The organism is Rhizobium sp. BK176, from assembly GCF_024808055.1.
This window is the reverse complement of record NZ_JANUBV010000001.1, coordinates 482,091-501,378: the sequence shown is the minus strand read 5'-3', so window position 1 is coordinate 501,378 and position 19,288 is coordinate 482,091. Positions and strand designations below refer to the sequence as shown.

Below are 19,288 nucleotides of genomic sequence, written 5' to 3'. Positions count from 1 at the left end.
GATGACATTCGTGAAGAAGTTCTATATAGCCGACACGCATCTGCTGCACGCGCGGCTTCTTGAAATTCAGCCACGTGCTTTCGGGTCGATCGAGGAGCACGACGAGAAGATCATAGCCAACTGGAACTCGGTGGTCGGAGACAAGGACATCGTCTACCACCTCGGCGACTTCGCGTTTCAGCTGGGCGTTCAGGCCGAAAAGGTGCGCTGGTACTTCTCGCGGCTCAAGGGGCGCAAGCATCTCATCATAGGCAATCATGACCTGGACGAGGACGGCAATCTGCATCCGACCATAGCCTCGCTCGACTGGGCGGAGCCGCCGCAGTTCATGAAATTCACCAACGACGGCGGCAAGAAGCTGATCCTCTGTCATTACGCGATCCGTGAATGGCAGGGCTACCACAAAGGCGCTTACCACTTCTACGGCCACTCGCACGGCAAGCTTCCGGGTGCCGGATTGTCGCGCGATGTCGGCTGCGACGTCCCAGACGTCAATTTTACGCCAAAAACTTACGAACAATTAACCATCGGGATGAAATAACAGACATCCCGATTTGGGACATCAACGCCCCGATACTGCCTTCCGGACCGACCCCGGCGGAGGTCAGTGATCGGGGCGTTTTACATTCGCACATCACGAATGCCGTCCGACCGGCGGAATGTGCCGCGGCGACGCGAATTCCACGATTTTGACAGCTATAGGCCCCGTCTCGATTTTTCAGGGGGCAAGAGCGTCGGTTCCGTCGGCTATTTTTCGGCTCGCGAATTAACCCTAGAATGCGTTATTGGCTTCTCTGAAGACCGCGGGCTCTTGGAGAACACCCTTTTCCGGGTATTAATAGGGTAACGATTTGTTAACCGGAAGTCTTGAGATGGACGACATACGTTTCGACGAAACGAAAGACATGGTCCGCTACTGGGCGTCGCTCGGCGGAGGCTCGCACGCTCCGTTGCGCGCCGACGTGTCTCCGCGCGACATCGTAAAGCTGCTGCCCCGGGTGTTCATCATCGCCAACGATGACGGAGTCTGGAAATTCCGTCTCGCCGGAACCGAGTTCTACGTGTTCTATGGCCGCGAGATGACGGGCCAGTCGTTCTCCTCGATCTGGGGCGGCGACTTCGCCGCCGTTTCCGACGGATTGGATGCGGCCGCGGCGGCCCGTCTGCCGCTGGTGGTATCGTCCGACGCATGGACCATGGACGGCGTCGTGGAGGTGGAAACCGCTATCCTTCCGCTTCGTTCGACCAGCGACAACGCCGAAGTCGATCGTTTCATAGGTCTTCAGACGTTCAAGTCCGCCAAGCCGATGCTCCTCAGCGGACTTCCGTTCGTCCAGGCCTCGGTCAACTCGACTGCTGTCGTCGGCGAGAAGGAGCGAGCTTCGCTGGCGCAGGCGCGCGGCAGAATCGTGCCGGCGATGAAGCTTGGCGAGCGGCCAGACGCGTCGATCCGCGCTGTCGAAAACCAAGTCTCCGCATGACTTTGCCTTGCTCCTCACCAGGTTCCGGTCTATGTCGGAGTACCTGATAAGGAGAGAAATTCATGACCCCGAATGAAATCTACGGATTGCCGTCCACTGACGTGAAGGATTGGCGAGACCTCGGTCTGGAAAACATCCAGATGATCTTCGGGGTATCCGGCTTCTCCTATAATGCCTTCGACGGCGACTATCCGCCGGAAGACGCGAAGATCGCGGTCGCCGACAAGTTGTACTTCTACGAGGACAGCGAGCGCGGCACATCGATCCGGTCGCTGAGCTTCGAAGGAAAGCCGTTCGCACTCTTGATGAGGGCTGGCGAAGACGGAGACTGCGGCGAAGACGTCATGGTTACGGACGACGCGCTGTTTTTGGCAGCGAAAAGACACGTGCTGCAAACATTTGTCGAGCTGACTTTGGCTACGGAACACGATCACGATCTCCGCGATCCCGCGACCCATGATTTTCCGGGCTATTACAACGCCATGTTCGCGCGTGTCGGCGACGAGGTGCGTCTGGTCGATCCGTACCACTGCCGTCGCGGGGACGGCCGCCTGATCTTCGATGAGGTCGCAATGAACAGGAAGTTCGACGAGCTGCTCCGTCCGGAGATCGAGGTCGTGAGAAAGCAGGGGCTTGCGGACGATGGGCGTCGCCTCAAGGCGATCCAGGTTCTGAAGGCAGGAATTCCCTCCGATCTGCAGGTCATCGAGGTCGATCGTAGAAACGAGCGTGGAGACTGGGTTGCCGTCGCCTACAGCGACGGCGTGGATGCCATGACGCTCGATGCAGATAAAGGACAGTTCTCGACCTTTTACTGGCTGGACATCGGTCCAAAGATGGTTGGTCCAGCCTCCGTGCTGACGGCCATCGAAAGCATTGTCGCCGGCCGTCCCATCGATGCCGAAGGCTCGGCCGCGACGGAGATCGCAAAGACGTTCGACTGCACTCCGCTGGAGGCGGTCCGGGCTCTGGTCAACTGGGGTGGGGATATGTCGAGGGACCTCTGTGGGGAAATCCTGAACGTCATCGGCGCGCCGTCTCCGGTGGATACGCAGGAAGGCCCGCTTGACGGCTACAAGGTGGCCGCCTTCGTCGCGGACAATCCGGGTGCCGCTCGCTACTGCCGCAACGGATACCCTACGGTCGAGCAGGCGAAGCAGCTGATGGGGATCATCAATGCGAGGGCCGCTAAGGACGCCGAAAAGGCGGCGGTACAAAGGCTCTGACGGAGCCAGTGCCGGAAACGAAAACAGCGGTCCTTGGGGGGCGCTGTTTTCGTTTCCGGCTGCGGATAATCGCGAAATTATGTAGGAAACGCCACGAGGCCGGAGGTCAATATCCGGTCAACGAACGTCTGCCACAGCCAACCGTCTCGCAGCAGCTATCGCTGGTGTCGATTGGGGTGGAACGGCGCAAACCTCTTCGCAGTCATCGCACACAAACACAAGGATGTCTCTCGCAATACCGAGCCCGTCATCAAAAGGCACGTCACGACATTTCACTGTCGTCTTCACAAACCTCGTGAATTTCCAGCAATACGCTTCGCTATCGTCACCAACTGTATACAATTGCATCCTGCCGCTCAGACTTTGAGACCAAAATAAAACATGGCGACGACGCTCGCAACAGCACCGGCCGCCGGAAGAACCGCCAGCCTTTGCGTGAACGCGGTGCTTCCCATGCCAGCGAAAAGCTCGGAAGCGAACATCGCCAGCAGGGTGGTGGAACCCAGCCCGCCGACCATGATGTAAAGAAGTTTCCATTCCCGCATGGCTGCATCGATTTGTTCCGGGGGCATGGGTGGCCTTTCAAAAAAATGAGGACTGAACAGCGGCGATGGTCTCTTTAATCCCGCTTCTCTGGATTCCACCCGGCCGCAAGGAAGAGCATGGCGACGAGCGGCGGAAAGGCGATCACGAAGGGCATGATCAAGATGCTTGTCGCAACGATCTTGAATGCCGTGCCGAATACATGCTCCGCCATCCCGTCCGTCGCGGCCGACGCCTCCGCCGATGGAACGAACTTCCGCGTCACGTAGTTGCGCGGTTGAGCGAACATATCATCATACATGAGGAAGCCTCCATTCGGTTGAGATGGCATTGGTATGCGTCCCGATTGGTGTAGTCAACATAATTCAAAGACATCGACGGCCAAAGCGGTTGTGCGTTTCCGAATCCCGAGTTCATAATCAATGATAATTGAAGAACTCAACTGGATGCGTGAAATGAAACTTGTCTCGATGTTCTCGGGCTGTGGCGGACTCGACCTTGGATTCAGGGGCGATTTTGACTTCAGAGGCGAGCGTTACCAGAACCTCGGTTTCGACTTCCTCGGAGCATACGATTTCGACGCCAAGGCGATCGAGACATACCGTCAGAACGTCCACCACCTTGCGGACGTGCTTGACCTGTCGTCCTACGATCCCGCGACCCTCCCTGCCGCCGACATCCTCGTCGGTGGCTTTCCGTGTCAGGATTTCTCGTCCTGTGGCCCGCAGCGCGGTCTGGGGTCTGAGCGCGGCCAGCTCTTCAACGCGCTCGCCAGGTACATGCGTCAGCATCGGCCGAAGATGGTCGTTGCCGAGAACGTCAAGAACCTCGAGTACATGCAGGACGGCGAAGTCCTCGATTTCATCATGAACGAGTTTCGCGGATGCGGCTACCGCGTGGAGATGTGGCGTCTCTATGCTCCGGACTACGGAATTCCGCAGACGAGAACCCGCCTTTTCATCGTCTGCGTGCGCGACGACATCGAAGGCTTTCCTGTGAAGCCGGAAGCGCTGTTTGCGGACGCTCACCGTTCCATCTCCTGGGCGATCGACGACCTCAAGGGCGTTTCCGACGAGACGGTTCCGAACCAGTCGCAGTATTTCAAGGCGGCGCGCGCCAAGAAGGGCAACGGTCAGGGAGACGAGACCTCGAAGGCCGACAAGCCGGGGTACACGGTTCGTGCCAACGCCAAGTCGCGCATCCAGTTTCACTACGAACTTGACCGCCGCCTGACGGTGCGCGAGTGCGCCCGCCTGCAGACCTTCCCGGACAACTTCAGCTTCCCGTACTCCAATTCGCAGAACGTGAAGATGATCGGCAACGCCGTGCCGCCGATGCTGGCCCACGTCGTGGCGACGTCGGTAGCCAAGTTTTTGCTTGAAGCGCGGCCGGCAACGGAACTCAGGGCCGCCTGAGTTCCGTCTAGGGGTGTGGATTGGATGAAACGGGTAACCCTATGGGTCGGTCGTTCCAATATTCGGATACCCTGCGCGTGTTGCTTTCCAGTGCCCTGCTGAAATTTTGGATGCTCCCGTCTGCGTGACGGCCCATGTCGAAAACCTGTATCGTCAACTCCATCGCGAAAAGACGAAGCGTCTCGTCTATTTGGTCAATATCGCCTGCTGCCAGTGCTGCGGAGAGCTCGCCATAGACACAGGCAAAACGGCCGTTCGTCGTTTTCAAGGGTCGTTTGGTCGATTGGTTGAGGAAATGCTTCTCGAACCGAAAGCATGCCCCTGTTGCAAGACGTACAAGCTCTTTCTCCGCGAAGTCTTCTCCAAAAACTTCGGCGACGATGACATCCGTCAAGTCGCGCTCGCTGAATTCCCGGTCGGAGCCAAACTTGGCGCGTAAGCGACCGAAGTCGTTGACAGGATAGACGCGCAGGTGTGGATTGAGGGCGTCAGCGCTGACGTACTGGCCGTCGACATGGTTGTAAAGGGACATGTCGGCCACCATCATCCCGTCCCTTCCGTCGTTATTGGTGGTGTGCAGCAAGACGGGTTCAGGGACTTCAGTCCAAACCTTGCCGTCGCAGATCATCGTGGACGAAGCATAATCGGTCGCCTTTTCCGCCCAGTAAGCGACATCGTCGTCGTTGCAGTCCGTTATGGACTCGATGAACGCATAGGCGTCTTTCTTGATGAAGTCATAGGCCTTTACGTCGGCTGCCGTCTTGTATGGAAGCACGTGAAGGAGGTCCTTGAAACCGACGAGCAGGCGTTGTGGAGGCCAAAGGTCGGAGCTTGGAACGGTTACGGCAGCGCGCGCGACGTCTGCCATCAGTATCGTCAGCGCACCGCCAAGTCTGGTGTGAATATTGGCTGTGGAATCGACGAGAGCGTAAAATCGTCCGTCCATGTATCGATAGTTATCCCAGCTTCCAGCAGACGCGTTTCGATAGAGCAATGCACTCTGGAATACCAGCGGCGCGCGCGCCGGGTCGACTTCAACGATATCGGCTTGTCCTCTCATCATGGTGAGGATGTGGCGCTCCTTACGTTGGTGGCGAGGGATTCCCCGGATCAGTGCTGGGTAGTCGAATGCTGTCTTCATGGCTTCCACTTCGGTTCGCGATGACAATGGACTGACAACCTGCCTTCGTCAAAAGCCGGATCGAAAAGCCTGTCGCGGTCGTGGAAAACCTATATGCACACAGTCAGCAAGCATGTGTGCATATAGGTTACGAGGCTTCTGCCCGATACGGTGAGCGACCCTCTGCGCCTAAGCAGCGTCCTCTTCACGGATGGAAAGCTGACTGTCGGAGTTCCTGTCTGAAGTTGGCTGATGCCTATATGCACACAATCACCGCCTTTGTGTGCATATACGTCATGTCGTCACTTTCTGACCGATACGTTACAATCCCTGTGAAAAATGCGCACGGAGGTCATGGTGCCAAGCTACGAGGACAAAAAGTCTGCTCTCTTGAACGCAATGCGGTCGGAAAGAAGGCCTCTGCGCTATGCCGAGGTGCGCCAGATCATGGGTGGAGATGCGGCGATCCGCAGACTCGAGGCTGATCAGGTTGTCGAGCGGATTTCGGCCGGTGTCTTCGGAGAGCCGGGCAGGGATACGACATGGGACAGCGTGGCGGTCATCTCATGTCTTCATCCGGAGGGAATTGTCTGTCACGAGACGGCGGCAATCTTCCACGGGCTCACAGATGCCAATCCCGATGTCGTCCACATGGCGTTTCCCAGAAACAAGCGGGTTCCAGTTCACCCGGACATCAACATCGAGGGGCACCGCTGGGCTGAGACCTACCTGACATATGGAATAGAGCGCGTGAACATCGGATCGATGCACGTCGATATGACGACGCGGGAGCGGACCGTCGTCGACTTTCTGCGTCGGATGGAGCGCACCGGGATGGTGGAGGAGGGCCTGAAGGTGATGCGAGCGTACTTTGAAACAGGTGGTTCCGAGCGGGAGCTAATGAGGATTGCGAAACAGATCGGCGCGGAAGCGCATGTGAGGACGGTCGCTCAGACGGTTATGGCGATGAGGGGAATGCAATGACTGGAAGCTCATCAGGAGCGTCTGTTCTTCATAAGATCAAGGAAGTCGCGAAGCGCGATGGGCGAGAAGTACAGGCGCTCACGACAACCTACGTGGTCGAGCGGTTCTTGGCGCGGCTTGCGGTAGTGGACACTGACGGGCGCGTTACGATTAAGGGCGGACAGTCCCTTAGCATCATCTTCGGCAATAGCGGCCGTCCGACCAAGGACCTGGACGTCAATGTTCATTTGCCGGATGTCGCCGACCCGATCTCTTGGTGCGAGGACCTGATGCGCCGAGTGGTGTCGCTCGACCTCGGTGACGGCGTTATTCTCGACTTGGCCAACGTGCGCTACGAGCGCCGGAACCATCAAGCCGAGGGGGGCTTGAGGGTGACCGTTCCAGCGTCGGTTCATTCGTGCCGTGTGCCGCTCGTTATCGATGTTGGTGTGAACAACGAGATGTCGTTCGCACCAACAATTCATGACCATGCGGGGGTCCTTGCCGACGCCAAAAGTCCATTCCCGCCCGTCGGGGTGAAAATTTACCCCTTTGAGAACACAGTTGCGGAGAAGATTGTTTCGAAAATCGAAGACGGTGCGGCTTCGATCCGGCACAAGGACTTCTTCGACATCTGGTTCGCGGTCGAAGTCGGAAGGCGCATCGGCGACTACTCGAAATTGCTCACCAAACCGAAATTCCTGACTCCATTGGACGCGATCACGCTATCCAGAGTTAGACGGGGCATCCGCGAAGGAACACTGCTGGAAGTGCCAGTCATAGGAATTGAGGATAGCACGTACGACAAGTTTTCTTTTGCGTTGTCGCGGACGGCGTCCTCGCGCGGAACCGCGCTTCCAGATGACCTTATGTGCTATTTCAGGTCGGAATTCGGGGACGATGAGGCGCAGTCGGTGCAATGGGCGAACTGGTGCTTGAACAATCGCAAGAGGTTGCTGTTTCAACCGCCGGGAACGGATGCCGCTGGAGACAAAACGTCGTCATTCCAGGTCCTGTTCGACAATTTGGAGCCGTTCTTCGGCGAGATAAATTCGAGACTTCAGAGGCCGAGCCCTGTCGTTCCGGCCACGCCCGGATTTTAGGGCTGGGGGAGATATAGAGAGTACGCATCGGGGTCTTCCGTTTGCGTCAAAACCGATGCTATAGTGCACCCTCTCGTTGAGGAGTGCGAATGCGGATTATCGGCGGACACGACTACTATGACAGCGCCCAGGCCTTCGGTCAGGACAAGGAGCGAGTATTCGTGCGCAAGTCATTCGACAAGGACGAAGGACTGCTCGTCGGCGAAGTGGGTCTCAAGCCGGTCGACGCGTCTAGGCTGCTATTGGCTCCGGACCACAGGCTTTACCGATACCACAGCGACGACAAGGTCAAGAACCGCAAGGGCAGGTTCGACTTCCGGCCCATGGTCGTCTGGTTCGCCGGCGTGCGCCATGCCTGCGTCATGGTCGAAGGAAAGCACGCGGATCAGGACGGCTACATGAAATGGTGCGCCTGGTCGGCAGACGAGCTCAGGGAGTTCCTGGCGTCCGTGGAATCCGGGTTCTCCGATAACCACTGGACGAGGACCGATCTGGGAAAGGATAACGTGGACGAGTGGTTTGCCGAGCCGGGAACCGATGCCGAGAAAGAGTGGCTGGTCACCAAGGGCGTCTCGATCGCGATCAGCGACGGCCTTGGAAGTCATCACGGTCACCAGGCGTGGTACAGCACCAGGCGCTGGAAGATCGATACGGACGGCCTCAAGGACCTTGGCTTCCAGTGCGTCCTTCCGCCGTGGGAGGCGTTTCAGAGGCTCGACATGTGGGTCGGAGGCATCATCGCACGCCCGGGCCGCCCGACGGTCGAGATCGCCAGCGACGTGGTCCGCCGCGACAAGCATGGTTTCGACGGCATGTCGTTCAAGAAACCAAAATCGCAGGACTGACGTGGTGGCGGAACATCCCGAACAAGGCGGAGCCGGCTTTCGAACGCTACGACGTGGGATGTCCGTGTTGCCAAGGCACCGGGCAGGCGGACAGCGGCGGCGTGTATCGTTGGGGAAAACCGGTATTCGTTCCGTGCGGCTGCCTTGACGACCCCTTCGATCGATCAGCCGCGGATTCATCGGCGGACATGCCGTCAGAGCGAGAACTTGCCCGCTGGATTTGAGGATAACCGAGAAATTACGGAGATCGATGGATGAGCAACGCCAGGACCGTCACAGAATTGGACTTCCGCATGCCGGAATTCCGCGACGCGAAGCCGGAGGACTACGAATTTCGCGCCGACGGCAAGATCGTCCGCAAGGACCGCTGGGAGCGCGGCGTGAGAAGCGTCGCATCCGCGATCGGCTTCACGGGGCGTCGGGAGTGGGAAGTCGAGGACGTGGTTCAACGGGTGCGGGAGATCGCTTCGGAAGAAGACGAGTGGGTCCCGCTGCGGAGTGTCGATTGGCCGGACGTTCCGCGAAGTGCGGGTGTAGACCTTAGGCTCGAAGACGGTAGCCTGCTGCGCGGAGCGTTCCACGAGGGCGGCGGCGTGCTTTCTTGGAACGGCAACCAGGTCACGTTCGCCGTGAAGTCGGTCCTCGTTCTCTAGCGGAGTTTCGGTGCCGCCGTCCGCTGCTGGGGCGCAAGCGTCGGCTCGAGGCTGAGGTCGAAGGCGCGAAGCCAGTCCATGACCCTTGGCATGCAAGACTTCATCGATGCCATGTGATCCCGTGATCCGAAGAAAATCGGATCGAGCATGTACGGCTTGGCCAGTCCCGCCACATCGGCCGCGCCGGCGTTGAGGTCGATGATCTTGCCTTTCTTGACCGCGAACTGGTGATCGTAGTTGCCGTCGATCCCGGCGTCGAAGACGATGGCGGCGAAGATAGACGAGAACTTGCACGCCCCGCTGAGGTCATCGGGTTCCTCGCTCTTGTAGGGAGAGCCGAAGCGCGTTTCCCAGTCGGCTTTCTGATCCGCCCATCTCGCTTTCCACATCTCGAACGCGAATTCGGACGCGAGTTCGATGTTCTCGGGTGTCGGCTCGAGCGGAAGGTTCTCGAAGGACAGGTCGAGGCCTTTGGTGAGGCGGGTTGTTTTCAATTGGGCGTCCTCATGGGGATGATGTTGATGGCTTCGGCGTCGTCGAGCTGTCGGCGCGCATAATCGAAGAACAGGCGGTTGGCGCGCTTTGGCCCGATTTCGGACTGCATCTGGTTCGACCACAGCGGCTCGCGCCGGTCGATCTCGGCAAGAAGGTCGTCGGCGACAGATGCCATGTCAGCCCGTTCTCCCGTCACGAGATTGTCGCCAAGCGCCTCGTAGAAGGCGCGTGCTACCGGATCGCCGGCCCGTTCGTCGTGCGGCATCTTCATGACGTCCAGGCAGGCACCGTAGTTCAGGGCAAGGCCGACCAGGTGGCGATGGGTGAACTCCTTGTCCGCATCGAACTCCATGGCCGACGAAGAGGGAGGTCCGCTGTACGAGCGGAGGTCGGTGACGTTGAAGCGGGGAGCTCGATTGAATATCGCCCGCAGTTCCTCAACGTAGGCGTTCGCTCCGTCCGTATCGTGCAGCGGGAAATAGCGCGTCGTGATCCGCCTGTCGCGCCACTCCGGGAGGAAGGCCGTTTTAATCCAGACGTCCTGCGGGTTGTCGGCGTAATGCGAGGTGGACATGTTGACCATTATGCACGGCGTCGAAGTCTCCATCCAAATGTCGCCGTCGATGCATATCAGCCCGGCGAGACGGCGCTCCTGCATGCGCTGGCAGATCATAAAGCTTGCCTCGTCGCGGTCCTTGATGAGATGTTCGACGCTCTCCAGGCTCGCGAGGTTTCGGACGTCTTCGTCAAATCTGAGGTCGGCATTCCGGCCGAACGCGGGCCATGTCCTGTAAGTCAGGCCCTTTGCCAACGCAAAATGGCGGTTTTTGAAGTGCTGCCGGATCGGCTTGCCGATAGGTGACAGATGGGGATGAAATGGAAACGGGTCGCTGTCTACCGCGCCCTCGCCCGATAGCCTCGCATCCTTGAGCTGCCGGAACAATCGGCCTTCGTGTTCTCTGATGGTGAACCTGTTGCTGCCGCGGGGCAGGATCAACGGATGTTCCGCGCTCAGGGTCTCGTCATGGCGAACCATGTCGATATCCGCCTCGAAAACGACGGAAGCCTCGGATGACTGAATTTCCGGAACGTCACGGGTAAACGGTGTGTGGACGGCAACCGTCTTGGTTCCTCGGTGACGCTCCAGGCGCGCTTCGAAAACCGTAGGCAGCTTGACGGTAACCTGCATGTCGAACTCCTCGTCGTTGTGGCAAACGATGCCGTTTTCGTCCGCGGGCCACAAGCCAAGCTGTTGACGGCGCGCTTGACCGTTGCGGACCCGGCCGGAATGATTTGATGAGGGAATGCCAGGGGTCGGAATGAAATATTCAGGTGTCGTCGTCGCGAGGGATAAGGTGGAATATGGCTACGTCGTCGCTGGTGAAGAGGCCGTGTTCCGTTTTGTCGTCGCAAACATCGTCGATCACGGCATTCACATCCTGGCGTCGCTTCCGCGCGAGGTCACGGAGGAAGGAATAGAGCAGTTCGCCGATACCCACCACGCCTATGCCAGACTGCTGTCGGACAGGAAGTGCCACAAGCGCTACATGGCTGAAGTCCTGGAATATGTGAGATCGCTCCCAAGGGGATGCAGGTCGGAACAACTGTTCAACAAGGACGACGAACGCCGTGCGATGTCCGAGGAGCAGGTCCGCGAAGGGTTGCTCAAGTCGCTCAACGAAAGGGATGCGTTTCGCGCGTCGACGGCGTTCGAGGTGGCAACGCCGTTCCTGCGCGCCGACAGACGGCTGGTCGACCTCATGGACCGCATCACCGCATCCGCCAATCGCTTCTATGACGAGGGAGAGGTGGAGTTCCTCGTTCGGGTCGCCGAGGCCATGCAGAAGAAGGTGGTGTCGACGTCGCCGTTCCTCAAGGAGCAGGTAGAGAAGGCGAGGGCGTGTGTGGAGTCTTCCAATATTCCGGCGATGCGTTGACACGCATATTCGGTGTCTTACAATAAATCTACACACATGAGGGTGTAGCTCCAAAGGATAGAGCGGCAGGCCTGCTAAGTCTGCGTCACAGTATATGGCCGTCTTGAAACACGGTTGTGCGGGTAAGAACCCCGTCATCCTCGCCAAATTCCCGTCCAATGCGTTGGCGGGGCAAGAACATCCCGTCGAAGGTTAATCGCTCTCGGTGCGCGCTTATGCGCACCTGCGTTGCTGCGCGCGTGATCCGGAATGCGGGACCGAAACAACCGACAGGAGACGCGGATGAACCAGGCGCAGAAATATTTCCAGAACCATCTCGATCAGGGCAACGTCAAACGGTTCGACAAATTCGGAAACTTCATCGTCACCAAAGCATACGCGGGACAAAAGGTGGACACCGTCATCAATGGCGTTAAGGAGACCACGAACACCGCGAAGGAAGGCGACAATATCGTCACGGGTATAAGCGGCGAAACCTATCTGATCGACGACAAGAAGCTGCAGTCCCGATACGAATTCGTGGCGAAGACCCCGGAAGGCGACAGCTATCGGGCGACAGGACATTGCTTCGCCGTGAAATACCAAGGTCCAAGCTTCACGTTCCGCGCGCCTTGGGGCGAGGAAATGATCTGCGACGAGGGCGATTTCATCGCCAGCACGTCGAAAGACAATCTCGATGACGTTTACCGCATCGAGGCGGACGCTTTCGCGAAGACTTATAAACCGGCTAAGCTGGAGTCGTAATGTAAGACTTGGGCGGACTGGAGAATGAAATGATCACGGACAAACCCGGCGCTTTCTTTGGGACCTTCAAGGTCAACCAAGACGGCACTTACGAGCTGATCGAAGACGGAGACATCGTCCCGGTCGATATCGGGCCGACACCGGAATGGACCGTGGAAGAACTCGTTGCGTGGATCGACGAGAAAGAAAGGTCTGCGCGTATCGACTGGCACGGCAGGTACCGAGAGAGTGCCGAGAGGGACATCCACAAGCTAAGTCGCATCAGGGCGATCCTGCTGGAGACGAAATAGAAGGCTTCGCAGCTTAGGAGGGAAGCATGAAGTTGATGAGACGGGTATCTGGTTTGGTGATCACGGCCGTCGGCGTGGCCACGCTGGCAGCCGTCGCCTGGGCGATCTTCGTATCCGCCAGCGAGGGCGTGCTTCAGTATCTCGGTTTCGGGATCATCTTCGGATTGATGGCGGTCGCGACGGGAGCCGCGATCGCTTTGCCGTCCGATGTACGGCGTTAGAGCGCCGGCGTCGGAGTTCCGGAGACCGGATGGGTGTCGCTCGGCGTGCCGAGGTGTCGCCGCACGATTTCCTCGACCCTGTCGATATAGTCCGCGGCGCGCCCCATGATGGTGTCGCTAAAAAACTGCGGCGGCAGCGCTTCGCTCTCGTGCAGGTTCAACAGAACCTTGCGGCACCGCTTCCTCGCCAGCATGTAACCAATCGGGACGACGACGCCACGGGTCCCGACGACGACGGCGATGTCGTCGCTCTGTAGGTCCTCCAGCGTCTCGTGCAGTTTCACGTAGAGCGGAGCGTCTTCGTTGAACAAGACGACGTCCGGTCGGTAGCGGCTGTTGGTGCGCGGGTCGCGGAACTGGAAACCTCTCGCGGGCGCAAGCGAGGGGTCGCCGTCCCAGTAGCGCGTGTAGCCGATGTCCTCGGTCTTCTTTGGATTGTTGTACTGGCGCATGCGCGTCAGGAAGCCGTGAACGTGGGTGGACCCGGAAAAACCGGCCCGTTCGACAAGGTCGTCGATGTTCTGGGTGATGTGGACGAGCGAGCTGCCGTAGTCGGCTGCCAGCCGCGCGATGGCCTTGTGGGCTTCGTTCGGGCATGCGTTGCCGAGACCGACCCGCATGTCGTCGACGAACCGGTTCAGAAAGGCGGGATTTGCCTTGAGCGTCTCCGCGCTGACGATGTCCTCCGGGTTGGAGAAGCGACCGTATGCGCCGTTCGAGCCAAAGAATGTCGGGACGCCGCTGTCGGCGCTGAGGCCGGCTCCGGTGAAAAAGAAGGCCATCGGAGGACGGGGCGGCAACGGAGCGCACAGTCTGCTACGGAGAGACATGATAGGAAAACTTTCCTTAAAAATTGCTTTACGAGCGACCCGGTTTGTGGTTTAAGCGTTCGCGTTATGTTCACGCCGATGGAGGGTCAGTTCCAATGCTAGCAGGGCAATATCTCGATGGGAATGTCGCCGACTGGAATGCGCAGCCGGACGACCGATGCCTGTGCGATGTCGAGGCGACGATCGTCTACCGGCTATCGATGGAAACAAAGGCTTTCGAGACCGGATTGTCCAGGCTGGGTCGAAGACGGGTGGCGCGGGCGGAGTTCGTGGCAAGGAAGCTCTGCGGGCAGTCCGGCAGGCTCGGGGTGATCGACGCGGACGCGACCTTCGCGGCAAACGACGAGTTCGAGGAGATGTTCGGTCGCGAACCGCTCGATGCCTTCCTGAACGACACGGAAGAGGTGGTTCACAGATGCCTTGGATCGTTCTTCGATGACGCCGTCGCCTGCAACGCCGTGACCTCGCCGATGTCCGCCGGGGCTGCCTTCAAGGCAATGCCCGCGCGGTCGTTCACGACACCCGAGGCGATGCTTCAATATTCCAAGGGAAGGCTGTCGGGATGGACGCCGAGCGTCAGGACGGAGATTTCGTTCGTCCTCGGCGGCTCGGTGGCCGCGATCAACGAGGCCATGGCGTGTTTTGCGCCGGCGATGGCTGAATGCGGCATCCTGACCAGGTGCGAGCGTTCGATGAGAAAGCCGGATTTAGCGGGAATACCGCATGGGCGGCCGATGCTTACGGAAGTGTTGCGGGACGGGTCGCGCGAAGCCAACAACGTGTAGTGAAAAGCGGATGGCGAGAAGGGCGGCCGCGCAGACCATGAGCGACGACGATCCGATGAGAATGGCGACGACGAACGTGAAGGCCGCGAGGATCGGAAGCAGTTCAAAGGAGCGCGCGCTGCCTGAAGTCTTTTTGTCCATGGTCGGATTCTCCCTGTGACGTCTATTAATATAGGGTGAAGCCGCCACAATTGGAACAAGAAAAGGACTTCATTTCGTTGAAATACGAAACGGACGTATCAAAAACGATGACTTTGGCGGAAAATACGCCCGATCATGACGGAAGCCGGAAACAAAAAAGACACCGTCTGTTCGTCCAGAGCGGTGTCTTGTTTTGCGGGTGTAGGAACCCTTGCCTTTCACGACCTTCGTCTTTCGCGGCCGGAAAACCGGCGTTCTCAGGACGAAGGCAACGGGATTTTTCTTTCCCATGTCGACCTCCTTCGTGTTGCGACGAGGTTTTGATATAGGTTCCAGACGATTAATGCAAGACCTAACGGGCCGCCGCTTCCTTTTCGGCCTTGGTTGGTGGCCGCCGCATGCGGGCGATGTACTCGTCGGCGACTTCCTCGCTGAGGGAGAAGATCAGTTTCGTCCCGATACGCTCTCCGTCCTTGAACTCCGGGCCGCCGCTCAGGCCGCTGGGGGTGTCGTAGCCACGGTCGTAGAAATCCCTGATGATTTCCATATGCCGATTGAGACGAACTGGGTCGACTACGAGTTGAAGCGCCCGACACTTGACGTTCTGTTTGATTTTGAAGGTCATCGATCACGCCTCTTTGTTCCGTCGAGAGCGACGTGTATTCGTGCGTGGATGTATTGTCAATAATAAACGAAGACCCCAAAGAAAAACCCCGGAGGCGATCCGGGGTTTTTCTCGGTCTGGTGTCGGCTTCTGTTAGTTGCCGAAGGTCCAGGTGACCGTGTTGTACGTGGCGCTGCAAGAAGCGGTAGCCTGTGCGAGCGTGAAGGGCAGGTTCCCCTGCTGCTGCTGAACAGAAGCGCCTGCCTCGTAGAGGCCGCGGCCCATGTCCTTTGTCAGCATCTGCTGGCAGGCATCCTGCGGAACGTTGGAGAAGGTGACATCGAAGGCGCTGTTTGCGCCACCGTCAGGAGTTGAGGTCGGGGTGATGGTGATCGTGCCGTTGAACGAGCTGCGAAGCGTGTTGCCCGAGATCATGCTCTGCTGGAGAGCCTTCGAGTTGACGATGACGCTCGTGCTCAGACCCTGGTAGTTCGACTGACCGGAGTAGAGTGTGCGGACGGCGGTCTGAATCTGGTTCAGCTGCTGGAGTGCGGTTGCTGTCTTGCTCTGTCCGAAGGCGAGGGCGAGCAGGATAAGGACACCCGCGATGATGGTGGCTGCGATAGCGAGGTAGGCGATGACTTCCATCATCGTCGCGCCGCGCTCGCGGCTCCTGTGGAGTTTTCTGGCGTATGCGCTGTGGAGTTTGGAAATCATGAGTGTCTCCCGACGGGTTCCCCTTGGCTTGCGGCTACAAGCCCTTTACTTGGTTTAGGCCTGCAAGTATTAAGCAGACGAATTCCAGTGGTAGTAAAGTCGCCGGCAGGAATTGGGACACATTGGGCAAAAGTATAGGTTCCGTTAATACTTGCCGAATATTCGAATAAACGTGTTGAATACCCACAAAAAAGGCCCGCCGGTGGTTGCCGACGGGCCTTTTTTGTGGGTGGTCGCTACGCTAATGATGCTGTATCACGCGCTGACGGTCGAACGCCGACCTCAGGGTGACCTCGAAGGCATCGGCCAACGCGCGCAGGGAGCCGCGGCTCGAGCTGAAGAAGGACTTCAGCGCTTCCGTTTCGATATCGTCGAATGCGGGCAGCGCGAACTCGTCGATGTCGTACTCCTCCGCCGTCTTCCGTCGAAGGGAGGCGATTATGGTGTCGAAGTGCTCAATGCCGGGTCTAGCCACTGGAACGACGGTGAAGCGGTCGAGCAGCTCCTCGGCTATCGTGTCTATTCTGTTCGCCGTCGCCATGAACAGCGTGTGGGAGAGATCGATATTGGCCATCAGTGCGGTGTCGTAGTACTGCGACGGGATGTCGAGCATCCCCATCAGAGCGCCCATGACGCTCCCGTTTTGCGAGCCGATGCGCGACGACTTGTCGAGTTCGTCGATGATGATGCAGGGATCGCAGGACTGGGATTCGAGGATCGCCTGGGCGGGGAGGGACGTCCTGAAGTTGGCCCAGCCTCTCGGCGTGGCCGCAAGGGTCGCCCCGTCGGACGTGCCGGCCGCGGGCAGCCTGATCCAATGTCTGCCGAGCAACTGGGCGACGAAGATGGCCAGCGAGGTCTTGCCGGTTCCCTTTTCGCCGACGAAGATCATCGGCTTGGCGTAGGATCGGTCGGAATGTGTTCCTCGTATGATCGCGAATGAACGCTCGATGATCTCGGCCGCCTGCGACGCCCAAGGGTAGCGGTAAGCGATGGCTTCGGCGACGGCTCCTTCTGCCGGCGTCAGGCCACGCCTCGGAACTTGTTTGCGCAGAATGGACGAGAAGCGCGTCGAAAGGCTCCGGCCCTCCTGCGACTGCGGGTCGCCGATCGAATTGAGGATGACGAAGCCTGCTTTTTCGACAACAGGCGGGTCCATGACCCCGAAGGTCTGAGTGGGTTCGTCGTCCGATTCCTGTGTCGGCGGCCGGGGGCCGTTCATCATGGTTTCAAGATCGACCGTCGTCGCGATGATCCTGCGCCAGTTGTCCGCCACGGCGTGGAAGTGCGTCGCCTGGGCCTCGGGCATGGTGGTTTCCGCGACGTGTCTCTCGATCACGCCGGCGTATAAAATCATGGCGTCGCGGTTGCCGAGACTGCCAAGCGACCATAAACCCATGAAGCCGTATATCTTGTCGTCGAGATTTCCGGACCCGGCGCGCTTTCGGGCTATTTCCAGGTTTCGGATGTTGTTGAGCGGAGAGAGGCCGAGTCCGACGAGAGTTTCCCTCGCGTCGAAGAGGCTTCCCGGTGCCTTGATGAACTCGTCGTTTATCACTATTCCGGACCTCCTAGCGTTGTATTGCGGGGTCTTTTAATCCGGATGCGTGAATTGTCAACGCGTAAGATTGGTTAATGGAGTCCTGGATTAGATCGACGAGCGCCGAATATACGGCGCGGCGGCGCGCGACGGAGACATTTTCGTCTTGTTGCGGATGATGTCGGCGGCGGCGCGAAGGATGGCGGAGACATTGTCCGTATATGCCAGACCGCGCAGGAGTACGAGCTCCTCGGGAGAGGGGAACATGCGACCGAAGCACTTCGCCGCGACTTCGCCGATCACGTCGGTATGCGGAGCGTCGCCATCAATGCGGTTCTTGACGACGTCGCGTGCCGTGCGCGCGGTCGTGAAGAATTCGGAGACGCGGTCGGCGTTGTATTTCTTCTTCTGGGCCTTGGATTCCGTTCCGAAGAGGACGAGGGCCGTGTCCATGTCGACGCCTGCGTCGAGAAGGCCCGCCAGCGTCAGGTAGACGGAGATGCGCTCTTCGTCCAGGAGGTACGGAGGTACAGAGCCGTTGTCGACGCGTTCCTGCTGCGTCTCCGTCTCGAGGCCGCTGTTGAACGATTCGAACGTGTGGTCTGTGGCCTTCTTGATCATCTAGCTCTGTCCTGCTTTTCCGGAAATGCGACGGCGATGGCCGAGAGGATTGCTCCCGCGATCAACAACGGAGCGCCGAGGATGTGGAACGCCGTCGGGTCTTCGGTTCCGGGTGCGAGCGCGATGAACATGAAGCCGGCGACGAGTGCGCCGAAACAGTCACCGCGCCGTCTCGTGATAAGGCGACGCACGTCGATCAAAGTGCTTTTCAACTGCTCGCCCTCCGTGGTTAACTTGAAGTTTCAGACACGGCCCCGCCAAAATCAAGCAGTAATTGGAGACCTTGCCCCCATGACGACGACAGCACGAAAGATAGTGGTCGCGGCTCTGGCTGTATTCGCGGGAATGGCGACGCAGTCGCGGGCCGAGGTCGGTGGCGGCAGGATCGTCGTCGAGTATGCGGAGAAAGCGATTGCCAAGGGCTATGGCGCGATGTGTTCGCTCGCGATGACGCCGGTGGTGTCGGGCGGATACTATCCGTGCATCGATTTCGGGCCGTACCGATACGTGAGGGGATACGAGAGCGTCGCCGCCTTCGTCGTCCAGAAGGACAAGGCCCCCTTCAAGATCATGGGTGGAACAGCGCAGAGCCCCGGCTTCGTGATCGACGGGCCATGGGTACAAGACCTTCCCATGCGGATGGTGGCTTACTGGAACGACGTCATCGAAGGCGGAGCCGACAAGCTCAAGCAGTCGCAGGAGACGTCGGGCCGCAAGAGGGCGGCCGAGGAATACATCAATTCGCTGGTCAAGAAGGAAAAACCGTCGGAACCGCCTGTCCCCGCCGCGCCAGCGCCACAGCCGGTCGTCGGCGACCAGTCGAAGGACGAGATCGGCAAGCCGGTAGATGCCGCCGATCTCAAGGAAGCCCTGCAGGCAGTGGGTCAATAGTCGCGGTCGAGGCGGCGCGACGTCTTTAAAACGGTGTTTGCCCGTCCTGCGCGGGCTGCATTGCTGCGATGCACAACGGGCGCTGGTGTATTTCGGAGTCCTCATTTAACTTTGGGGATAACG

Annotated in this window: 26 protein-coding genes and 1 tRNA gene; 15 read left to right on the top strand and 12 right to left on the bottom strand. The window is 58.8% G+C overall.

What is annotated here, in order from left to right; all coding sequences use genetic code 11:
* Position 1 precedes the first annotated feature (1 nt).
* From FHT76_RS02995 to FHT76_RS02985, 3 genes are all read left to right on the top strand, one after another.
* A complete protein-coding gene (locus tag FHT76_RS02995; RefSeq protein ID WP_259184204.1) occupies positions 2-541 on the top strand; it encodes a metallophosphoesterase in 540 nt (179 codons plus the stop codon).
* A gap of 331 nt (positions 542-872) precedes the next feature.
* Positions 873-1,481, top strand: coding sequence for a PAS domain-containing protein (locus FHT76_RS02990; RefSeq protein WP_259184203.1), 609 nt, complete (start codon positions 873-875; stop codon positions 1,479-1,481).
* A gap of 62 nt (positions 1,482-1,543) precedes the next feature.
* A complete protein-coding gene (locus FHT76_RS02985; RefSeq protein ID WP_259184202.1) occupies positions 1,544-2,707 on the top strand; it encodes a hypothetical protein in 1,164 nt (387 codons plus the stop codon).
* A gap of 356 nt (positions 2,708-3,063) precedes the next feature.
* On the opposite strand, the gene FHT76_RS02980 is transcribed toward FHT76_RS02985, so the two are convergent.
* Positions 3,064-3,279: a hypothetical protein gene (locus FHT76_RS02980; RefSeq protein ID WP_259184201.1), complete on the bottom strand. Its 216-nt coding sequence runs from the start codon at positions 3,277-3,279 to the stop codon at positions 3,064-3,066.
* Positions 3,280-3,326: 47 nt separating this feature from the next.
* Positions 3,327-3,551, bottom strand: a complete 225-nt coding sequence (locus FHT76_RS02975; protein WP_259184200.1) for a hypothetical protein — start codon at positions 3,549-3,551, stop codon at positions 3,327-3,329.
* A gap of 154 nt (positions 3,552-3,705) precedes the next feature.
* Here FHT76_RS02975 and FHT76_RS02970 point away from each other — a divergent pair, with 154 nt between their 5' ends.
* Positions 3,706-4,665 (top strand): DNA cytosine methyltransferase, encoded by a 960-nt coding sequence (locus FHT76_RS02970; RefSeq protein ID WP_259184199.1) that lies wholly within the window; start codon positions 3,706-3,708, stop codon positions 4,663-4,665.
* 7 nt (positions 4,666-4,672) lie between these two features.
* Here the strand turns inward: FHT76_RS02970 and FHT76_RS02965 are convergent, their stop codons facing one another.
* On the bottom strand, positions 4,673-5,806 hold the full coding sequence (locus tag FHT76_RS02965) for a hypothetical protein (RefSeq protein WP_259184198.1): 1,134 nt from the start codon (positions 5,804-5,806) through the stop codon (positions 4,673-4,675).
* A gap of 333 nt (positions 5,807-6,139) precedes the next feature.
* Here FHT76_RS02965 and FHT76_RS02960 point away from each other — a divergent pair, with 333 nt between their 5' ends.
* The 4 genes from FHT76_RS02960 to FHT76_RS02945 all read left to right on the top strand — a co-directional run bounded on the left by FHT76_RS02960 (position 6,140) and on the right by FHT76_RS02945 (position 9,349).
* On the top strand, positions 6,140-6,769 hold the full coding sequence (locus FHT76_RS02960; protein ID WP_259184197.1) for a hypothetical protein: 630 nt from the start codon (positions 6,140-6,142) through the stop codon (positions 6,767-6,769).
* Positions 6,766-7,851: a nucleotidyl transferase AbiEii/AbiGii toxin family protein gene (locus FHT76_RS02955; protein WP_259184196.1), complete on the top strand. Its 1,086-nt coding sequence runs from the start codon at positions 6,766-6,768 to the stop codon at positions 7,849-7,851. The genes FHT76_RS02960 and FHT76_RS02955 overlap by 4 nt, the downstream gene beginning before the upstream one ends.
* Before the next feature lie 89 nt (positions 7,852-7,940).
* Complete coding sequence (locus tag FHT76_RS02950) at positions 7,941-8,696, top strand: hypothetical protein (RefSeq protein ID WP_259184194.1); 756 nt, start codon at positions 7,941-7,943, stop codon at positions 8,694-8,696.
* A 254-nt stretch (positions 8,697-8,950) separates the two neighbouring features.
* Positions 8,951-9,349: a hypothetical protein gene (locus FHT76_RS02945; RefSeq protein WP_259184192.1), complete on the top strand. Its 399-nt coding sequence runs from the start codon at positions 8,951-8,953 to the stop codon at positions 9,347-9,349.
* Here the strand turns inward: FHT76_RS02945 and FHT76_RS02940 are convergent.
* Positions 9,346-9,843, bottom strand: coding sequence for a hypothetical protein (locus FHT76_RS02940; protein WP_259184191.1), 498 nt, complete (start codon positions 9,841-9,843; stop codon positions 9,346-9,348). The two genes, FHT76_RS02945 and FHT76_RS02940, sit on opposite strands and share 4 nt — an antisense overlap.
* Positions 9,840-11,033, bottom strand: coding sequence for a hypothetical protein (locus FHT76_RS02935; RefSeq protein ID WP_259184190.1), 1,194 nt, complete (start codon positions 11,031-11,033; stop codon positions 9,840-9,842). Before FHT76_RS02935 ends, FHT76_RS02940 begins: the two co-directional genes overlap by 4 nt.
* A gap of 130 nt (positions 11,034-11,163) precedes the next feature.
* Here FHT76_RS02935 and FHT76_RS02930 point away from each other — a divergent pair, with 130 nt between their 5' ends.
* From FHT76_RS02930 to FHT76_RS02910, 5 genes are all read left to right on the top strand, one after another.
* Positions 11,164-11,781, top strand: coding sequence for a hypothetical protein (locus tag FHT76_RS02930; protein ID WP_259184189.1), 618 nt, complete (start codon positions 11,164-11,166; stop codon positions 11,779-11,781).
* A 38-nt stretch (positions 11,782-11,819) separates the two neighbouring features.
* Positions 11,820-11,927: transfer RNA gene (locus FHT76_RS02925), tRNA-Ser, on the top strand.
* A 136-nt stretch (positions 11,928-12,063) separates the two neighbouring features.
* Complete coding sequence (locus tag FHT76_RS02920; protein ID WP_259184188.1) at positions 12,064-12,525, top strand: hypothetical protein; 462 nt, start codon at positions 12,064-12,066, stop codon at positions 12,523-12,525.
* Positions 12,526-12,554: 29 nt separating this feature from the next.
* Positions 12,555-12,815 carry a hypothetical protein gene (locus FHT76_RS02915; RefSeq protein ID WP_259184187.1) on the top strand — a complete coding sequence of 87 codons (261 nt, stop codon included), beginning with the start codon at positions 12,555-12,557 and terminating at the stop codon, positions 12,813-12,815.
* 26 nt (positions 12,816-12,841) lie between these two features.
* Positions 12,842-13,036 carry a hypothetical protein gene (locus FHT76_RS02910; RefSeq protein ID WP_259184186.1) on the top strand — a complete coding sequence of 65 codons (195 nt, stop codon included), beginning with the start codon at positions 12,842-12,844 and terminating at the stop codon, positions 13,034-13,036.
* Here FHT76_RS02910 and FHT76_RS02905 read toward each other — a convergent pair.
* Positions 13,033-13,866, bottom strand: coding sequence for a Sir2 family NAD-dependent protein deacetylase (locus FHT76_RS02905; protein WP_259184185.1), 834 nt, complete (start codon positions 13,864-13,866; stop codon positions 13,033-13,035). The genes FHT76_RS02910 and FHT76_RS02905 overlap by 4 nt on opposite strands.
* 95 nt (positions 13,867-13,961) lie before the next feature.
* Between FHT76_RS02905 and FHT76_RS02900 the strand changes: the two genes are divergently transcribed.
* Positions 13,962-14,651 (top strand): hypothetical protein, encoded by a 690-nt coding sequence (locus tag FHT76_RS02900; protein WP_259184184.1) that lies wholly within the window; start codon positions 13,962-13,964, stop codon positions 14,649-14,651.
* 210 nt (positions 14,652-14,861) lie between these two features.
* Here the strand turns inward: FHT76_RS02900 and arfA are convergent, their stop codons facing one another.
* The 6 genes from arfA to FHT76_RS02875 all read right to left on the bottom strand — a co-directional run bounded on the left by arfA (position 14,862) and on the right by FHT76_RS02875 (position 18,486).
* Positions 14,862-15,083 (bottom strand): alternative ribosome rescue factor ArfA, encoded by a 222-nt coding sequence (arfA, locus tag FHT76_RS41360; protein ID WP_405049490.1) that lies wholly within the window; start codon positions 15,081-15,083, stop codon positions 14,862-14,864.
* 61 nt (positions 15,084-15,144) lie between these two features.
* Positions 15,145-15,417, bottom strand: a complete 273-nt coding sequence (locus FHT76_RS02895) for a hypothetical protein (protein ID WP_259184183.1) — start codon at positions 15,415-15,417, stop codon at positions 15,145-15,147.
* A 132-nt stretch (positions 15,418-15,549) separates the two neighbouring features.
* A complete protein-coding gene (locus tag FHT76_RS02890) occupies positions 15,550-16,113 on the bottom strand; it encodes a type 4 pilus major pilin (RefSeq protein ID WP_259184182.1) in 564 nt (187 codons plus the stop codon).
* A gap of 241 nt (positions 16,114-16,354) precedes the next feature.
* A complete protein-coding gene (locus FHT76_RS02885; protein ID WP_259184181.1) occupies positions 16,355-17,671 on the bottom strand; it encodes an AAA family ATPase in 1,317 nt (438 codons plus the stop codon).
* A 90-nt stretch (positions 17,672-17,761) separates the two neighbouring features.
* Positions 17,762-18,274 (bottom strand): hypothetical protein, encoded by a 513-nt coding sequence (locus FHT76_RS02880; RefSeq protein WP_259184180.1) that lies wholly within the window; start codon positions 18,272-18,274, stop codon positions 17,762-17,764.
* Positions 18,271-18,486, bottom strand: a complete 216-nt coding sequence (locus FHT76_RS02875; RefSeq protein ID WP_259184179.1) for a hypothetical protein — start codon at positions 18,484-18,486, stop codon at positions 18,271-18,273. Before FHT76_RS02875 ends, FHT76_RS02880 begins: the two co-directional genes overlap by 4 nt.
* Positions 18,487-18,565: 79 nt before the next feature.
* Here FHT76_RS02875 and FHT76_RS02870 point away from each other — a divergent pair, with 79 nt between their 5' ends.
* Complete coding sequence (locus FHT76_RS02870; RefSeq protein WP_259184178.1) at positions 18,566-19,165, top strand: hypothetical protein; 600 nt, start codon at positions 18,566-18,568, stop codon at positions 19,163-19,165.
* The last annotated feature ends 123 nt before the right edge of the window (positions 19,166-19,288 follow it).